The organism is Antricoccus suffuscus, from assembly GCF_003003235.1.
Classification (GTDB): Bacteria; Actinomycetota; Actinomycetes; order Mycobacteriales; family Antricoccaceae; genus Antricoccus; species Antricoccus suffuscus.
Genome location: NZ_PVUE01000035.1, coordinates 1 through 17,224, shown reverse-complemented (window position 1 = coordinate 17,224; position 17,224 = coordinate 1). Strand labels below are relative to the sequence as shown.

General features: G+C 64.6%; 17 protein-coding genes. 5 read left to right on the top strand and 12 right to left on the bottom strand.

What is annotated here, in order from left to right:
• Positions 1-175 precede the first annotated feature (175 nt).
• Positions 176-1,492, bottom strand: coding sequence for a CynX/NimT family MFS transporter (locus tag CLV47_RS21620; RefSeq protein ID WP_238145591.1), 1,317 nt, complete (start codon positions 1,490-1,492; stop codon positions 176-178).
• 133 nt (positions 1,493-1,625) lie between these two features.
• Here CLV47_RS21620 and CLV47_RS21615 point away from each other — a divergent pair, with 133 nt between their 5' ends.
• Positions 1,626-2,309, top strand: coding sequence for a FadR/GntR family transcriptional regulator (locus CLV47_RS21615; RefSeq protein ID WP_106351202.1), 684 nt, complete (start codon positions 1,626-1,628; stop codon positions 2,307-2,309).
• Positions 2,310-2,371: 62 nt separating this feature from the next.
• Here CLV47_RS21615 and ygfZ read toward each other — a convergent pair whose 3' ends face one another.
• A complete protein-coding gene (ygfZ, locus tag CLV47_RS21610) occupies positions 2,372-3,418 on the bottom strand; it encodes a CAF17-like 4Fe-4S cluster assembly/insertion protein YgfZ (protein WP_238145590.1) in 1,047 nt (348 codons plus the stop codon).
• 5 nt (positions 3,419-3,423) lie between these two features.
• The gene (locus tag CLV47_RS21605; RefSeq protein WP_106351201.1) at positions 3,424-3,864 is read right to left on the bottom strand and encodes a Fur family transcriptional regulator; all 441 of its coding nucleotides are present in this window, start codon (positions 3,862-3,864) and stop codon (positions 3,424-3,426) included.
• Positions 3,865-3,939: 75 nt separating this feature from the next.
• Between CLV47_RS21605 and CLV47_RS21600 the strand changes: the two genes are divergently transcribed.
• Positions 3,940-4,863, top strand: a complete 924-nt coding sequence (locus CLV47_RS21600; RefSeq protein ID WP_106351200.1) for an aminotransferase class IV — start codon at positions 3,940-3,942, stop codon at positions 4,861-4,863.
• Positions 4,864-4,976: 113 nt separating this feature from the next.
• Here CLV47_RS21600 and CLV47_RS21595 read toward each other — a convergent pair whose 3' ends face one another.
• The 3 genes from CLV47_RS21595 to CLV47_RS21585 are packed head-to-tail and all read right to left on the bottom strand — an operon-like array spanning position 4,977 to position 7,769.
• Positions 4,977-5,765 (bottom strand): amino acid ABC transporter ATP-binding protein, encoded by a 789-nt coding sequence (locus CLV47_RS21595; protein WP_106351199.1) that lies wholly within the window; start codon positions 5,763-5,765, stop codon positions 4,977-4,979.
• A complete protein-coding gene (locus CLV47_RS21590) occupies positions 5,752-6,753 on the bottom strand; it encodes an amino acid ABC transporter permease (RefSeq protein ID WP_238145589.1) in 1,002 nt (333 codons plus the stop codon). The genes CLV47_RS21595 and CLV47_RS21590 overlap by 14 nt, the downstream gene beginning before the upstream one ends.
• Before the next feature lie 20 nt (positions 6,754-6,773).
• Positions 6,774-7,769 (bottom strand): ABC transporter substrate-binding protein, encoded by a 996-nt coding sequence (locus CLV47_RS21585; RefSeq protein ID WP_202862741.1) that lies wholly within the window; start codon positions 7,767-7,769, stop codon positions 6,774-6,776.
• A gap of 479 nt (positions 7,770-8,248) precedes the next feature.
• Here CLV47_RS21585 and CLV47_RS21580 point away from each other — a divergent pair, with 479 nt between their 5' ends.
• Positions 8,249-8,725, top strand: coding sequence for a hypothetical protein (locus CLV47_RS21580; RefSeq protein ID WP_106351198.1), 477 nt, complete (start codon positions 8,249-8,251; stop codon positions 8,723-8,725).
• Between the two features lie 184 nt (positions 8,726-8,909).
• Here CLV47_RS21580 and CLV47_RS21575 read toward each other — a convergent pair whose 3' ends face one another.
• The 6 genes from CLV47_RS21575 to CLV47_RS21550 all read right to left on the bottom strand — a co-directional run bounded on the left by CLV47_RS21575 (position 8,910) and on the right by CLV47_RS21550 (position 15,197).
• Positions 8,910-10,637, bottom strand: a complete 1,728-nt coding sequence (locus tag CLV47_RS21575) for a class I adenylate-forming enzyme family protein (RefSeq protein ID WP_106351197.1) — start codon at positions 10,635-10,637, stop codon at positions 8,910-8,912.
• Positions 10,638-10,727: 90 nt separating this feature from the next.
• Positions 10,728-12,041, bottom strand: a complete 1,314-nt coding sequence (locus tag CLV47_RS21570) for a M18 family aminopeptidase (RefSeq protein WP_106351196.1) — start codon at positions 12,039-12,041, stop codon at positions 10,728-10,730.
• The gene (locus tag CLV47_RS21565; protein ID WP_106351195.1) at positions 12,041-12,613 is read right to left on the bottom strand and encodes a heme-binding beta-barrel domain-containing protein; all 573 of its coding nucleotides are present in this window, start codon (positions 12,611-12,613) and stop codon (positions 12,041-12,043) included. The genes CLV47_RS21570 and CLV47_RS21565 overlap by 1 nt, the downstream gene beginning before the upstream one ends.
• A 198-nt stretch (positions 12,614-12,811) precedes the next feature.
• Positions 12,812-13,513: an LmeA family phospholipid-binding protein gene (locus CLV47_RS21560; protein WP_170111201.1), complete on the bottom strand. Its 702-nt coding sequence runs from the start codon at positions 13,511-13,513 to the stop codon at positions 12,812-12,814.
• 2 nt (positions 13,514-13,515) lie between these two features.
• Positions 13,516-14,274, bottom strand: a complete 759-nt coding sequence (locus CLV47_RS21555; protein WP_238145588.1) for a hypothetical protein — start codon at positions 14,272-14,274, stop codon at positions 13,516-13,518.
• 71 nt (positions 14,275-14,345) lie between these two features.
• Positions 14,346-15,197: an alpha/beta hydrolase gene (locus CLV47_RS21550; protein WP_106351192.1), complete on the bottom strand. Its 852-nt coding sequence runs from the start codon at positions 15,195-15,197 to the stop codon at positions 14,346-14,348.
• A 90-nt stretch (positions 15,198-15,287) separates the two neighbouring features.
• On the opposite strand from CLV47_RS21550, the gene CLV47_RS21545 reads away from it, so the two are divergent.
• On the top strand, positions 15,288-16,181 hold the full coding sequence (locus CLV47_RS21545; protein ID WP_106351191.1) for a winged helix-turn-helix domain-containing protein: 894 nt from the start codon (positions 15,288-15,290) through the stop codon (positions 16,179-16,181).
• A complete protein-coding gene (gene mshD, locus CLV47_RS21540; RefSeq protein WP_202862740.1) occupies positions 16,171-17,121 on the top strand; it encodes a mycothiol synthase in 951 nt (316 codons plus the stop codon). Before CLV47_RS21545 ends, mshD begins: the two co-directional genes overlap by 11 nt.
• Positions 17,122-17,224: the final 103 nt, after the last annotated feature.

Genomic DNA, 17,224 nt, shown 5'->3' with positions numbered 1-17,224 from the left:
CTTCTACACTCCCCGCGAGGTATTCACTAAACTCCTCAACCAGGACCTAGAAAACCAAGAACGTGTTGCGACCACCCCTTGAATTCACCGACGGACGGCCGGCTTTTCGTGACGGACGGCCGGCTTTCGTGACGGACGGCCGGCTCTTCGTGACGGATGGCCGGCTTATCGCGCGCTAGCGCCAGACGTCCTCGAGATAGGTTGGCCGGCAGGCAAACCAGGCGCCCACGGCCATGACCGCAATCGCAACACCGAGTAGCGCGAACGGGAGGCCCCAGCCGCCGGTGGCGTCGCGGAGTACGCCGAGCAACAGTGGGCCCACACATGCCGCGGCGTATCCGACCCCTTGGGTGAAGCCGGACAGTGCAGCCGAGCCGGCCGGCGTACGCGTCCGCAAGTTGATCATCGTCAGTGACATCGGGAAGGTGCTCGGACCGAGTCCGATGAGCGCCACCCACAGCACCGGCAGACCCATCGGCGCGATAAGCAGTCCGGTGAAGCCAATGGCGTAGGCCAGCACACAGCCCAGCACGATCGGGAACGGGTTGCGCATGCGCACCACCACAGAGGGCAGACCAAGTGCGGCGCACAGGCCGAGCGCCGAGAACAGCGCGACCATCGTTCCGCCGAAGCCGGCACTCGCGCCGGCCTCGCCGAGGATCTTCGGGATCCAGGTGAACATCGAGTAGGTAACCAGCGAGGTCATGCCGAACATCGCGGCCATCCCCCAGCCCAGCGCGGTCTTCCAGACGGCGCCGCCAGCCGGGGCGTGTGCGAGCTCGGGCGCTTCATCGACCGACTCGACAATCGACCCGCGTCGCTGCTTCGCGATCCTGGCATTGGCCCGGCGTTCGATGAGCTGTACGCCGATCCACGGCACGACGGCCGCGAATCCGGCCACACACCACGCGGCGAGCGAGAACTGCCAGCTGGTCGCGTTGGCGAGTGGTACGGCGATCAGCGCGGGCAGGATCGTGCCGAACTGGAGCGCGGTGATGTACGCCGTACTCATCGCGCCGACCCGGTCGGGGAAGTAGCGCTTGACCAAGGGCGGTACGACGACGTTGCCGATTCCCATACCGCCGAGCGCCAACAGGTTGAAGATGATCACGCCACCGGTGCTGCCGACGAGCCCTCGCGCCAGCAGTCCGGCGCCGGACATGAGCATGGCGATCATCGCAAGTCGCTCGAGGCCGATTCGGCGTGCCATCGCCGGCGCCAAGATCCCGAAGATCGCAAACGCGGCGGTCGGCAGCATACCGAAGATGCCGGTGATCGTGGCGCCAAAGCCGAGGTCGCGACCCATCACGTCCAGCAGCGGCGTAGTCGACGTGACCGCAATGCGCAGCACGAACGCCGACAGGATGATCGCGATCAAGATCGTGATCCGCCCCGACCAGATGCTCCGGTTCGATGAGTCCGTCGCCGCGACATCCCCGACCGCCGGGGCTGCAGTTGCAGACTCGGAGTGAGGCGACACAGGTTCGGGCACAGACTCAGACTTCGGGGTTCGGGTTTGCGAGGTTGTCACGGGGTAAAATCATAGGATGACCCGATGAATATGGCGAACGTTTAACGACATTTCTTCGGATCTAGTTAGCGATCTCACGAAGGGACCACCACCTGTGCGTACGGCGTCACGATCGAGCCTGATCACTCAAGTCACCGAGTCGCTGCGCGAACAGATACGCGAAGGAAGCTGGCCGCTCGGCAGCCGCATCCCCACCGAGCCCGAGCTCGCCGACCTGACCGGCACCGGCCGCAACACTGTCCGTGAGGCCGTCCAGGCACTTGTGCACGCGGGCATGCTCGAGCGCCGCCAAGGGTCCGGGACGTACGTCGTCGCAGAGTCGGAGATCTCCGGCGTACTCGGCAGACGGTTCGCGCTGGCCCGGCGGCGCGAGGTGCTCGAGCTGCGGCAGGCGCTCGACGTGACAGCAGCGGGGCTCGCCGCCCGCCGACGTACCGCCGCCGATGTCGCCACACTCACCGACCTGCTCGCGCAACGCAATGCCGCGTTCGCCAGCGACGGCGACCGCGAGTCGATGACCGAACGCGACGTCGCCCTGCATCGCGCGATCGTGCACGCCGCGCACAATCCGTTGTACGCCGAGGTCTACGACTCGTTGTTGGACACCGTCGGCGCGAGCATCCGCGAGCATCTCGACGACGGCGCACAGGCCCGAGACGTCGATCATGACGCGCTAGTCGGCGCCATCGTCGACGGCGACGACACGCGCGCCATCGCCGAAGCCAACGGGTTCCTGTCCCTCCTGATCAGCGACACCGACTCGGCCATCGACGACTAGCCAGCGTCGCCAATCGCGTCATAAACCACCGCGCCTGCGCTGTCCGCCCAACCCGCGCAGATCTAGACGGCGAGCCCCTCATCGACCTTCGCCGCGAACTCCTGCTCGCCATCGCGCACGATCAGGTCGGCCCCGTCGGCGATGTTGCGTTTGATGACCGCGAGCGCAATCGGCCCGTCTTCGAAATGCAGGACCGCGGTGCCGATGAAGCCGACGACACGTTCGCCGGAGACGACCTCGGCACCGTGCGCAGGCAGTTCGTGCAGCGAGCCGTCGAGATGCAGCCGCACGAGGCGGCGTGGGGGGCGGCCCAGGTTTTGCACCCGCGCGACGGTCTCCTGACCGCGGTAGCAGCCCTTGTCGAGATGGACGGCGCTGGAGATCCAGCCGACCTCGTGCGGGATAGTCCGGTGGTCGGTCTCACGAGCAAGCCGCGGGCGCATCGCCTCGACGCGCATCGCCTCGAACGCCAGCATGCCGACCGGCTGCGCACCCGCCTGCGCGAGCGTGTCGACGACGGCGCCGAAAGCGTCGACCGAGACGATGATGTCGTACTGGCCCGCCCAGGGAGTCGCTCGCACAAAGCCGGCGTCGAGCGCGTGCACCCGGCCAGCCTCCGGCGGTGTACCCAGGCAGGCCACCGTGTCGCTGGACTTCGGTCCGATCACGCTCAGCTGCGCGTATTGATCACTCACGTCCGCGACCTCGACCCGCAACATGAACCGCATCTTGTCGAGGTACGCCGCCAGACTTTCGGCGGTGCCCGGCTCGCAGTCGATCCATACCTTGGAGTCGTGCTCGGTAAACCAGAGGTCGTACTCGACGTGGCCGTGCGGCGAAAGAATAAGGCCCTCGATCGACGAGCCGTCCGGAAGCACCGACAAATGCTGCGAGGTCAGTGAATGCAGCCAGGACAGCCGATCGTCGCCGCTGACGACGACCAGCCCCCGGTTGGAGCGGTCGACGATCGCGGCGGCGCGCGCTGCGGTCCGCTGTTCGGGCAGCGGATCACCGTAATGCGACGCGACGCCCTTATCGAGTCCGTCGTCCTCGACGTACCCGGGAAACTTGCTGAAGACGGTCATGCTCCGCGCAACGTCAGCGCTCACTGAATTCATTCCTTCGTATCGAGACTCGATGATTCGTGACACGTGCGACAGACTCCGCTCAGTGCCACGTGTGGCGCGTCAAGCACGAATCCGTCAGCTTCGAAAAGCTCGACCGCTACCCCGTCCAGGATCGAGCTGGGCAGCGAGGTCACCGCACCGCAGCTGTGGCAGCGCGTGTGGATGTGGTCGCGGTCGTCGCCGCGATGGTAGGTCGGCGGCCCGTGGCCGATGTGCGTGTGCCGCACCAACCCGAGCGATTCGAGCAGGTCAAGGGCGCGATATACGGTCGTGATGTTGACACCGGGAGCCCTTTCCTGCACATAATCAGCAATCTCCTCGGGGGTGGAGTGACCAAGCTCGGAGACGGCGTCCAGAATAAGTTGGCGCTGAGGAGTCAGTCGCAGGCCACGCCCATGTAGCTCTGCGGCGAGCGAATCAGCTGACATACCTGCATCCTATTCGCCTTGCAGCCGTTCGGCTCAAGGCAAGTAGTTCACCGCAACGAGAGCGAGAACGCATCAATGAGCACCCCCGATCGGTACCTCACGGTCTTAGACATGTCCCGCGGTTCCGGCGAGCTACGCCGAGTCGACCCGACCAAACCGATCCTCACCGCGTTCGACTACGCCGCCACCCGCGGGGATGGCGCCTTCGAGGCGATGCACATCGTAGGCGGTGTCATCAACAAGCCCGAACGGCACCTCGATCGGATGGCACGCTCGCTGCAGCACCTCGGAATAATCGGCCCGACCAAAGCGCAGTGGACCGACCTCATCAACGACCTGGCCGAACAGTGGCCGGACGACGCTGAAGGCGTCATCAAGCTCGTCATCAGCCGTGGCCAGGAGGGCGGCCCGACCGCGCAGCCGCCGACGGTCTACGGCACGATTACGCCACTCGACCCCGACCTGAAGAAACAGCGCCGCAAAGGAATCGACGTCATCTCGCTCACGTTCGGCTATCCGGCGGCGGTGCGTGAGCAGTCGCCATGGCTGCTCGGCGGCACGAAATACCTCTCGTACGCCGTCAACATGGCCGCAAAACGGCACGCGTCGTCGCAGGGTGCAGACGATGTCATCTTCGTCAGCCACGACGGCAACGTCCTAGAGGGACCGAACGCAACGGTGCTGTGGCTGACCGGATCGACGCTGCACACCACCCCGGCCGACACCGGCATCCTTCAGGGCACGACGCAGGAGAAGATCTTCGACGAGGCCGAATCGGTGGGTCTGCAAACGGCGATCACCACGGCCACGCTCGAAGACCTGCTCGAGGCGGACGCGGTCTGGATGTCCTCGTCGACACGCGGAGTCGCAGCGATCAAGACACTCGACGGCAAGACCCTGGGCCAGTCGGAGGAGCGTACGACGGACTTGCACCGACTCTCGGGGCTGCCCGAGCCTAAAGCGAAAAAGGACAAGAAGGACAAGAAAAAGAAGCGCTAGCGGCATTCCGGTACCAATGTGCCGATCTGCATCACAGTCCAGCCACGACTGCTGCTGATCGACACAAATGTGCCGCTGTGCATCGGGAAATTCGCGTCCGTCGTACGCCGCCGTTACAGCACCTTGGACAGAAACGCTTGAGTGCGCTCATGCTGCGGGTTGGCCAGCACGTCCTTAGGCGCGCCGGACTCAACGATGTAGCCGGCGTCCATAAATACCAAGGAATCGCCGACCTCGCGGGCAAATCCCATCTCGTGGGTCACCACGATCATGGTCATCCCGGACTGCGCGAGTTCTTTCATGACGTCGAGTACGTCGCCGACAAGCTCGGGATCCAGGGCCGAGGTCGGCTCGTCAAACAGCATCAGCTTGGGGTCCATCGCCAGGGCGCGGGCGATGGCGACTCGCTGCTGCTGGCCGCCGGACAGCTGTGAGGGGTACATCCGCATCCGGTCTTCGAGACCGACCCGGACCAGCAGTTCCTCGGCACGCGCGAGCGCCTTCTTCTTCGACAGCCCATTGACCACGGTCGGCGCCTCGATGACGTTGTCGATCGCGGTCTTGTGCGGAAAGAGGTTGAACCGCTGGAAGACCATGCCGATATCGCGTCGCTGGCGCGCGATGTGCTTCGGTTTCATCTCATGCAGCCGATCGCCACGCTGTTCGTAGCCGATCAGGACGCCATCCACCCAGAGCCGTCCGGCGTTGATCCGCTCTAGATGGTTGATGCACCGCAAGAAGGTCGACTTCCCCGAACCGGACGGTCCGATGATGCACATGACCTCGCCCTTGTTGACCTCGAGGTCAATCCCCCGCAACACCTCGACGGAGCCGAACCGCTTGGAAACCTTCTGCGCTACCACCATCGCGCCGCCGTCGGCGACCGTACTAGGGCTGGTCATCGATACCCTCCCCAAGAGTCGACTCTTCCGATGTCTTCGATGCGGTTCCCTTGCGGGTAAGGAAACCGCGCAGCTTCTGCACCGGGGTCGGTGGTTGGAGCCGGTTGCTTCCCCGGCCGTAGTAGCGCTCGACGTAGAACTGCCCGACCATCAGCACGCTGGTCACCACGAGATACCAGATCGCCGCAACGATGAGAAGCGGAATCGGCGCGTACAGGCGATTGGCTATCGCGTTGGACGCGAACTGCAGGTCGAGGGTGAACGGCACGGCGAGTACCAGCGAGGTGGTCTTGAGCATTGAGATGAACTCGTTGCCGGTCGGCGGCACGATGACCCGCATCGCCTGCGGCAACACGATTCGAGTCATCGTCTTGCCGGTGCTCATACCGAGCGCCGCTGACGCCTCGCCCTGGCCGGCATCGACCGCGAGTAGGCCGCCGCGCACGATCTCGGCCATGTATGCGGCCTCGTTCAGCGCCAGGCCGATAAGCGCGGAGATGAACGGGGTGAACACACTATTGGTGTCGAACTCGACGAACGTCGGACCAAACGGAATGCCCAGCCCAAACTTCGGGATGAGTACGCCGATGAAGCCCCAGAAGACCAGTTGGGTGTAGACCGGCGTACCGCGAAACACCCACAGGTAGACCCAACCGACCGATGACAACACCGGGTTGTCGGACATGCGCATGACCGCGACGCTGACACCGACGATCAACGCGAGTGCCATTGCCCCGATCGTCAGGATCAGGGTGTAACCGACGCCGCGCAAGATCTGCGGGTTGAACAGGTAGGTGCTGACCAGGCTCCAGCGATAGTTGGGGTTCGTGGCGACGTTGTTGATCAACATCGCTGCCAGGATCGCTAGTACGGCGACAAACACCCATCGCCACGGGTGCCGCAGCGGGATCGCCTTGATCTCCTCGGCGTGCTCGTATCCGGCCTGTTCGCCGCCGTCGTGGCCGGTCGCACCGACGTTGCTACTCACAATCTGGGACGCAGCCGCCGTCAGGCGCCTGCGGCGTTGATCTGCGCCTTGTCGACCGCACCGACATCAGCGCCCCACTTCACCAGGATCTTCTTGTACGAGCCGTCCTTGATCATCGAGTCGATAGCCGCCTGGATCGCTTCTTTGAGCGTCCCGCCCGACTTCGGTACCGCGACGCCGTACGGTGCGGCGTCGTACATCTTGCCGACCTGCACGAGCTGCCCGTCGGTCTTCGAGATCGCGTCGAGGATGACTGGCAAGTCGGCGAGCATCGCGGCGGACTTGCCGCTCACGACGTTGGTCGTGACGATGCCCTGGTCGCCGTTCTTCTGGATGCTGATGGCGTCCTTGCCTTCATCGGTGCACTTCTTCGAACGCGCGTCGATATCGACTTCCTGCGTCGTACCGGTCTGGACCGAAACCTTCTTTCCGCACATGTTGTCGATGTCGATCTTCGCGCCCTTCTTGGCCACCCACGCCGTACCAGCATTGAAGTAGGTCACGAAGTCGACGATCTTCTCGCGTTCGGCGTTGTCGGTGAACGAGCTCATGCCGATGTCGTACTTGCTGCCCAGCGCGGCGAGCAAGGTGTCGAAGGTAGCGGTCTGAAACTCGACCTTGAGACCGAGTTTCTTGCCGATCGCATTGCCCATGTCGACGTCCATACCGACGATCGTCTTGCCGTCGGCGTCGATGTATTCGTTGGGCGGATACGTCGTATCCGAACCGACGACCAGCGTGCCTTTGCTCTTGTACTGCGCGGGGACCAGCGCGGCCGCCGCGTCGTCGACTTTGAGATCCGGGGTCGGGTCCTTCTTGGCGTCGATCTGGCTGCTGTTGGACTTAGACCCCGAGCCGGACCCGCTTCCGCCACTGTCGGAGCCGCAAGCGGACAACATCAGCGCCGATGCGGCGACAATCGAAGCAACCGCAACAAAGCGGCGCGAGCGGACGAGCATGAAGTCCTCCAGATGGAGATGTGGGTCACTAAGAATGTTGGGTTGACTGTAGTTCACCGGGGGCTCAAACGACGCGCGCACGGCGCAGTCGTAACAAGGCAGTTACAGTCCCGGCCAACCACCTCGCAACGACATTTTCGAAACACCCCGAAAATCCTTTGCGCGGGCCCGCTGCGCGGCGTACCTTTTTGCGTACACGAGTAAGGAGGTGATCCGAAGTTGAGTAGCTTTAGGACACGTGAGGTGGCCGTCCGCTAGCGCCATCGCTCCCATTGCTGGTGATCGCCTGACGGCGCTGGCAATACCCGACGGACACCCGATTCCCGGGCGCCGACTTTGTCCAATCGGCCTTAACGTTTCGCCGTTTACGGCGAGAAGTTGAGAAGCGCCCGGGAATTGTCATGTCTATGACCAGGACGGTTGGAGGTGATCCTGAGAGTTCGGCGAGTTTCGTGACAAAATAGGGTGCTATAGGTCACACTTGATCGTCGCGATCCTGCGGCACACCTCTGCTGGAACCCCCACCAGGAGCAGCCATGACCGGCGCCATCGACCCTCGTCATTACCCACCTCGACGTCTACCGCCAACCACCCGCGACACCACGCGCGCCCGGCTTCGCGCCGTACCGAAGATCGATCCGCGCGAGCGGTTCGGGCCTCAGTACGCCGAACTCACCCGCCTCGTCGAGACCGCGGCGACCATTGAACCCGAACAAGGCCGCGCCATCGAGAACACGTGGTATCAGCACCGCGGCCGCCGCCGCTTCGCCGCGCGCAGTGCGGCGTCCTCCGCCGCGGCCAAGGCCGGCCGGCTGATCTGTCAGATTGACGCCCGTCAGGCCGCATGGTCTGCTTCGGAACTACCGTCGCGGGATGCCGCCGGCGATGCGGCACACGCCCTCGCGGTCCGCGATCTCATTGGCGAGATCTTCACGCACGAGGACTACGACGAACTCGTACTGCCGTGGGTCGCGACGATGGGTGCGATCCATCCGCAAGACGGAGCGGCCTAACGGCTTGGCGCTGTCCACGATCGCTCGCATGTCGTCATCGACAACCCCGCCCCGAGTACCGCTCATTCATCGACACCGGACCGGATACCGGTGCTTGACTGGAAACTTTGGTGCGCTGAGCGCACCGAACTTTCCAGCTAGGCCCCGGAACACGACGTAGGGCTGCTTTGATATGGATCTGGCCTCAGCGGTGAGCGGCGACCTCCACCTTCAGGTCACGCTTCAAGATCTTGCCGTTGGGGTTACGCGGAAGCGGCTCGTCCCGGAACCAGATCTGGACCGGCACCTTGAACGCCGCGAGCCGCTTCGCGACGAACGCTTGCAGCTCCTCCTCGGTCGCCGTGGTACCGGGCGCGAGATGGACAACGGCCCCGACCTCCTCGCCGAGCACCTTGTCCGGGAGCCCGATCGCGGCGGCGTCGGTGACCGCCGGGTGGTCGAACAGCGCGGTCTCGACTTCGATGCAGTAGATGTTCTCGCCGCCGCGGATGATCATGTCCTTGGCGCGGTCCACGATGTAGACGAAGCCTTCATCGTCGATGCGCGCGATGTCGCCACTTCGTAGCCAGCCGTCGACGATGACCTCCGCGGTCGCCTCCGGCTTGCCCCAGTAACCGCGAACGACGTTGGGGCCCTTGATCCACAACTCACCGAGCTCGCCGGTCGGCGCTTCGCGGCCGTCGACATCCATGACCTTGACGTCGCAGACGGCGACCGGACGACCCACGCTGTCGGGTCTGCGTTCATAGTCGGCGCCGGCGATCAAGGTAGTCGCCGAGGAAGTCTCGGTCAGCCCGTAACCGTTGGACGGCGTACGTCCGGGGAACATCGCGTTCAGCCGACGTACCAGCTCCGGCGCGGCCGGCGCGCCGCCGTACCCAATTGAACGGACCGAAGACAGGTCGTAGTCAGCGAACTTGGGATGCTCGAGCACCTGCCAGGCCATCGCGGGCACGCCACCAAAAGTGGTCACACCCTCTCGCTCGATGAGCTGGAGGGCACGCTCCGCGTCCCATTTGTACATCAGCACGAGGCAGCCGCCCTGCGCCATGTTGCCGACGAGGATCGAATGACATCCGGTGGCATGAAAGAACGGCACGGACATCAAGTAGACCCCGCGCTCGTCCGGATCGGGAACGACCGGGTTGGGGTTCCGTGCCTCGGTCCGTGCCGCGTTAAAGGCGAGACTCATCAGGTTGGTGCAAATGTTCCGGTGCGTGCCGAGCGCTCCCTTAGGAAGGCCGGTCGTGCCCGAGGTGTAGAAGAGGGTGGCATCATCGTCGGGATCAATTGTCAGCTCCGGCAGCTCGATATCGGCCGGCACCTCACCGAGCGCATCGTCGAACGACGTCGTACCCGGGGGAAGAGAAGCACCGCCGTCCCGGACGACGAGAACGGTCTCAAGACCCGGCAGGTTCGGTAGCTGGTCGGCAAGCCGGTTCGCTCGATCGAGGTCACAGACAACCAGTCGCGCGCCCGAATCGCTCACGCCGTATGCCAACTCCGGTCCGGTCCCCCACGCGTTGAGGGGTGCCACGATCGCCCCGACGGCGGCCGCGCCCCAGAACGCGACACTCCATTCGGGCAGGTTGCGCATCGCGATAACGACTCGGTCACCGGGCTTGATTCCGTACTGATCGACGAGCACGTGCGCAAACTTGGCCGCCGCCCGGAAATGCTCGGTGAAGGTGAGTCGGTCAAATCGTCCGGCGACCGCGTCGGGATGATCCCCGTCGTACACAAGGAAGTCGACATCGCCATGCGCTCTGCTGGCCAGTAAGAGATCGCGCAACGTCGGCGGTGCGTTCTTCCAGTAACGCAACTCGACACCACGCACTACCGTCGTACCCATCTCGAAATCCGCGCCGGGCGCGGTGAGGGTTGCTTCGACATCGTCCAACTCGGGAACCATTGATCCTCCGTGACAAAGAAGTCCGCCGCGCCGGGGGTACGGCGCGATCAGGTGGATTCTCGACGCCGCGAGCCCACCGGTTTCCTCATGTTAGGCGCCGGCGAGGAACGAGCCCACGGCGCGCGACAAGTAGTACGGGTCCGCCGTGCCGCACATTTCCCGCGCAGAGTGCATCGACAGCAGCGGTACGCCGACGTCGACGGTTATGATCCCGAGCCGGGTCGCGGTCAGCGGTCCGATCGTCGACCCGCAGGGAACGGTGTTGTTGGAGACGAACTCCTGAGTCGGCACACCGGCATCGCGGCACGCTCGGTGCCATATCCCCGCGCCGACCGCGTCGGTGGCGTAACGCTGGTTTGCGTTGATCTTCAGCAGCGGACCGGCGTTGACGATCGGCCGGTTAGCCGGGTCATGTCGCTCGGCGTAGTTGGGGTGCACCGCATGCCCGGCGTCTGCGGACAGACACAGGCTGCCGGCCAGTGCGCGCCCGAAGTCGTCGACCGAGGCATCGAGGGCGGCGCTGATCCGTGCGAGCACGTCCTGCAACAGCGGTCCGCAAGCACCGGACCGGGTCTCGCTGCCGATCTCCTCGTGGTCGAACGCGGCCATCACGCTGATCGAATCGCCGTCGAGCCGCCCATCGGCGGCCGCGTCGGTAAGAGCCGTCAGACTGGCGTGCACCGACGAGAGGTTGTCGAGGCGGGTCGAGGCGAAAAACTCTTCTGTGGCGCCGAAGTACGCCGGAGCCGCGGTATCGAATGCCGCCACGTCGTATCCATCAATCTGGTCCGCGGCGACACCGGCAGTCTCGGCGAGATACCCCAAAACGTCATGGTCCGCACTACTGCCGACAGCCCAGATCGGTTGTGTATGGCGTTGTTTGTCGAGCTTGACGCCGTTGTCGTTAACGCTGCGATCCAAGTGGATAGCCAGCTGCGGGATCCGCATAACGGGTCCGGTCCGCACCAGCGTCACGCCGCCGTCCCGATCCACCAGTCGGCCGGCCAGTCCCAAGTCTCGGTCGAGCCAGCTGTTGAGCAGCGGTCCGCCGTACACCTCGAGGCCCACCTGGACCCATCCTGCGGACTCGGTTGTCGGGCGCGGCTTAAGCTTGAAACCCGTCCCATCGGTGTGCGATCCGATAACTCGGTACGGCGTAGTTTTGCTGCTCTGCTTGGGAATCCACCACGCAACAAGCGCACCATCCCTCACCAGGTAGTGCCCGCCGGGTTGGCCGTCCCACGCGTCCTGCTCGGCTTGTCTGCGGAAGCCCGCCGACTCCAGCCGTCGCGCGCCTTCGGCCGCCGCGTGGTAAGACGACGGGCTCGCAGCGACGTACTCGCCAAGGTCGGTCGTGTGCACTCGTGCCTGGTCAGGGATCGTTCGGTTTGGGGCGTCCGACATCAGGCGACCCTCTTGAGGCGCGCCGAGATGTGCGCTTGCAGCGGCTGCCCCATCGCGGCCATGTCGACGGCGTACATCAAGTCGCCTTCGACAATTCCATACAGACGATGGTTCGCCGTCACATCCGGGGCCGACGGGATCCGCGCGACCAAGTCGGAGGTCAGCTCCCAGCTGGTCGTCGTACGAGCTTGACCGACGTAGACCTCCACGATGCCGGTCGAGTCCGTGAGTACGACGTCGAAGTCGTCGCCTTTTCCGGGCCGCCACCAGCCAACCTCGCGGTTAGCCAACCGTGATGGTTTACCTTCTGCATCAAGGATCCAGGTCTTGGACTCCATGCCCAGAAACGGGCGCCCATCGTGAAAGAAACGGATCTCCTGGCCATAGGCGAAGCCGTCCATCGTCGGATAGTCACCCTGGCCCTCCCCGCGCCACACGCCGAGAAGCGGCAACAGCGCGAGCACGTCGTGATGGACCTCGGGACCTGACCGGACATCGACCGTGTCGGCACCGGGCGCGTTGTCATCGTCCTGCGTAGCCGGCACACCTGCGTCGGCTGAGGGATCGATCATCGTTGGCCGATGAAGAGGCGGTAGACCGCGGAGAAGCTGAATCCCAAGATCAGCACGGCGAAGATCGCAAGGAACGACGTAAACAAGGCTTCCACGTCATCGATCCTAACGTGCCGGACCGCCGAACCTTACGGATTGCGCCGCCGTGCGCGTCGGTCCGCGATCCGGACACTCGTGACGGACGAGCGGGGAAGGCGGCTAACCGCCGAGAGGTACGTCGTGACCTTCAGCGACCGCGGTGATGCTGCCGTTGCCCACCACCACATCGGTGACCTTCAGCCCGCCGGTCAGCTTGGGCAGCACGAGTTTGCTGCTGAGGACGTTGCCGATCCTCGAACTGATGAAGTCCGGTATCGGCACCTTCAATGCCTTGAGCTGGGTGAGTTTCAGCGCGACGTTGTTGCCGTCGACCGCGACTTTTACGTCGGCCTCCATCGGGATGGTGATGCCGGCCTGCGTGGTACTGATCGACAGTCGCGCCGTCGACGAGTCGAGCTTGCCGATTTTGACCTTCATGCCGAGCGCCTTGCCGATCGCGTCATCGCTCATCGTGACGCGCGCGTGCAAGTCGTCAGCCGTCGCGTCTTGCATCCGGCCGGCGATCGCGTCGCTCAACGTCAACCGCAGGCCACGCAAGTTGACCGCGACATCCACCGAACCCAGCGATTCGACCGGGACATCCTTGGCGGTGACGTCGATCGACTTATACTTACCGGCGATCGCCTGGGTTATGACCGGAAAACCGTGTATATCCACGTTCGGGCTACTGGTGAGGTCGAACTTCGACTGCAGCACGTCTGCGATCTTGCTTTCGGCAACCGCCACGCCGACCCGGTCAATGATGACCGCGATGATGAGCAGCAATACGACGAGCACGCCAACGACCTTGAGCGTTTTCACTCTCACCCTGCCTGAGCCGCGACGGCCAACGTAATGACGAGACCGGTGGGCGCCGCCATCGCAAACGGTACGGCGGCGTGCAGTACGACGCTCGCCCAGGTGCGCGGCGCGGCGTCAACGGCAATGAACGTCATCGCGAGCGAGGTGAGCACGCAGACCAACGCGACGAGTCCACCAATGATCGCGTGCCCGAGAATGTCCGACAAAAACGCGGTATCCAATCGCCAGGCTGTGACGCCGGCCCCGGCGAAGACCGCGAGTACGAAGCCGAAAACGCCACGGGGTACGTCGTACGACACTCGAGGCGACGCACCGATGCAGTCGACCAGGTGGCTGACGAGCAGCGCGACCCCTGCGCCTGCCGATACGCCGACCACCAGCAGCCTCGCGTCGCCCGCTTCGTGCATCATCAGCCACAGCGACATCGACGCGGCTGCTACCGCACCAAACACGTCCTGCGCGATCGACGACAACACTTGGGCACGCGGCGGACGGCGAACGACCTGGTGCACGATGGCGGCGATAACGGCTCCGGCCAGGATCGGCCCCAGGACACCGAAATGGATTGACTTCGCGTTGAGGACGACGAGGTCGCTACCGATCGCGGCGAGCGCGATCACTACCGCCGACCCGGGGAAGCCGACCGACCCGGTGCCATAGGACCACGCGAGCGCGGTCGCGAGCTGGCCGATCGCCACCGCGAATACCAAGCCGTTGACTGGCGCGAGCAGTTGGAGCCCGACGAATAGGAAGGTTGTCACCGCCACGCCCAGCACGCACCACGCGTGGAAAGGCCGCCGTACGAAGGGCCGCACTGCCCGACCGGTCACCGTCATGCAGACGCACCCGAGTTGCGTGCCGGCACCGCGCCCGGCAACCGATGTTGCGTGCGGTCGACGTCGAGAGCCCGCATCAACCAGCCCCTGATCCGGTCGACCAGACCGGCCGTCATGGAGCCCTCAGCGTGACCGAAGCCGGCGACAACCCACAACTCGGGCCGCTCGGGCGCGGCGGCCTGCAGAGCGCGGGCATGGTCCGGCCCGAAGTAGATATCCCGGTCCCCGTGCACGAGCAGTGTTGGGATCCCCTGTAACGCCGCGATTGCTTCGATCGGCGGCACCGGGCGAGTCGCCCACGGGCCGCCGAGACGAGTTCTGAGTGCGAGCCGCGATGTGACTGGCCCGAGCCGTGACTCGAGCAGCCAATGCACCCTGCGCATCGACGTACTGTCGCGCACATACCAGCGGCTGACCGCGCTCACCGACACCAGCAGGTCGGGTCGATGCTGCCCAAGGGACGCGTGCCGAATGGCGACCGAGGCACCCATCGAAAACCCAATGACCGCGACCTGAGCATCCGGATCGGTACGCCGGACGTGCGCGACGACGGCGTCAAGGTCGGCCAGCTCCCCGTCGCCGCCCACCGACGACTCGCCCTGCGAGCGGCCGTGTCCGCGAAAGTCGAACGCCGTGACTGCGACACCAGCGGATTCAAGACGGCTGGCGATCCGCACGAGCTGAGGACGCCTGGAGTGGTTGGTGAAACCGTGGCAGAGCACAATATGCAGCCGTACCGGGCCTTCCGGACGCAAGGAGTACGCCGCGAGACGTACGCCGTCACTAGCGATGATCGCATGGTCAACAGCGGATTCGAGGCCTTCGACCTTCCTAATGCGACGTAGCATCCCTCTAGGTTCGCACATTGCGCACCTACGTGCGCGGATCCACAGAACGCCTTTCGATATTCTTTAGGTCGACGCTACGGAAAGGCACGGATGGAACTGTTGCTCATGACGAGCGCAACAAAACCGTCTTCCGAGGTGCTACCCGCGCTCGGCCTGCTTCCGCACACCGTGCGCGTCGCCGCGCCCGACATCGCACTTCTGTTGGACACCGACCCCGGCGACCTCATCCTCGTTGACGCGCGCGCGGATCTTGTCAAGGCGCGGGCCTTCATCCGTCTGCTCGCCACGACCGGAGTCTCCGCGCCCATCATCGCGATCGTCCAGGAGGGCGGCTTGATCGCGGTCAGCGCCGACTGGGGGATGAACGACTTCGTCCTCAACACGGCCGGCCCCGCGGAAATCGAGGCACGGCTCCGGTTCGCGATCACCAACAGGCTCGCGGTCGAGGATGACGAGATCCAGGTCGTGACACGCGGCGACCTGACGATCGAAGAAGAGAGCTACTCCGCGCGCATCAAAGGCCGCTCGCTCGACTTGACCTACAAGGAGTTCGAGCTGCTGAAGTACCTGGCGCAACATCCCGGTCGCGTCTTTTCCCGCGGCCAGTTGTTGCAGGAAGTATGGGGCTATGACTACTTCGGCGGCACCCGCACGGTCGACGTACACGTACGCCGGCTGCGCGCGAAGCTAGGCAACGAGCACGAGTCACTGATCGGCACGGTCCGCAACGTCGGCTACAAGTTTGTGACGCCCCATGAGCCTCGCGGTGACGCGCGCGCCGAACCGACGGCCGACCCACCTGCCTCACCAGCCGTAGCTGCCCGACCGGCGGAGCCCGCTTCGCCGGCAGAGTCCACCTCACCAGCCCGTGCCGCACTGGCCGATTCCAACGTGGCCGATTCCAACTTGGCCGATTCCAACGTGGCCGATTCCAACCAGGCCGACGAACCGACCACGCCCGCGGAGGCCAATCTTGAGCACTGAGGTACAGATCGCCCGCGAAGAGGCCGTGAGCGCCGAGCGACGCACTCAGATACTGGACCTAGTCGAGGCCGCGACCTCTGCGGACGGAGTCTCGCCGTTAGACGAACAGTCGCTGCTGCAATTGCGGGACCCCGCCGGCTCCCCCGGCGTACGCCATCTTTTAGCGCTGCGCGGTGACCTCGTCGCCGGGTACGCGATCACGAGCCCCGACGACGAAGCCGGCCGCAATGGCGAACTCGCCGTACACCCGGGTCACCGCGGCATCGGAATCGGCGCCTCCCTCGTCGAGGCGCTTCAACAGGACGCGCCCGCGCTACACGTGTGGGCACACGGCAACCTCCCGGCGGCCCAGGCCCTTGCGCAACGCGCCGGCTTCGACAAGGCCCGCGTGCTGTGGCAACTGCGTCGCCCGCTCGACGAGTCCATAGCCGAGGCGACGCTCCCCGACGGCGTCGAGATCCGTCCGTTCGTACCCGGCCAGGACGAAGACGAATGGCTCGCGGTCAACGCGGCCGCCTTCGCCACCCACCCCGAACAAGGTCACTGGAGCCGCGCGGATCTCGACGCCCGGATGGCCGAAACCTGGTTTGACCCGGCCGGATTTCTGATCGCCGAAGTGACGACAGATTCGCTGCGGTCGGCAGGCGACGAATCGGCATTGGAGCGCGGCGCCATCGCAGGCTTCCACTGGACGAAGGTCCACGACGGCGGCACTCCCGAGGCGATCGGCGAGGTGTACGTCGTCGGAGTGGAACCCCGCGCACAGGGACTCGGCCTAGGAAAGACCCTGACGCTGGCCGGGCTGCATCATCTACACGGCGACGGGCTCGCCGCCGTACTGCTTTATGTCGACGACGACAACATCGCTGCCATGCGGTTGTACGAACGGATCGGGTTTACGCCGTACGCCTCCGACGTGCGTTACAAATGGACAAAATAGCCGTGGCCCGGAACCTGTCAACCTGTTTGGAGTCGTTCGTCGGTGATGGGGTGGTTGATTCCCACGCTCGCGAGTGGGGACTTCACCACTGGTGGATGGGTGA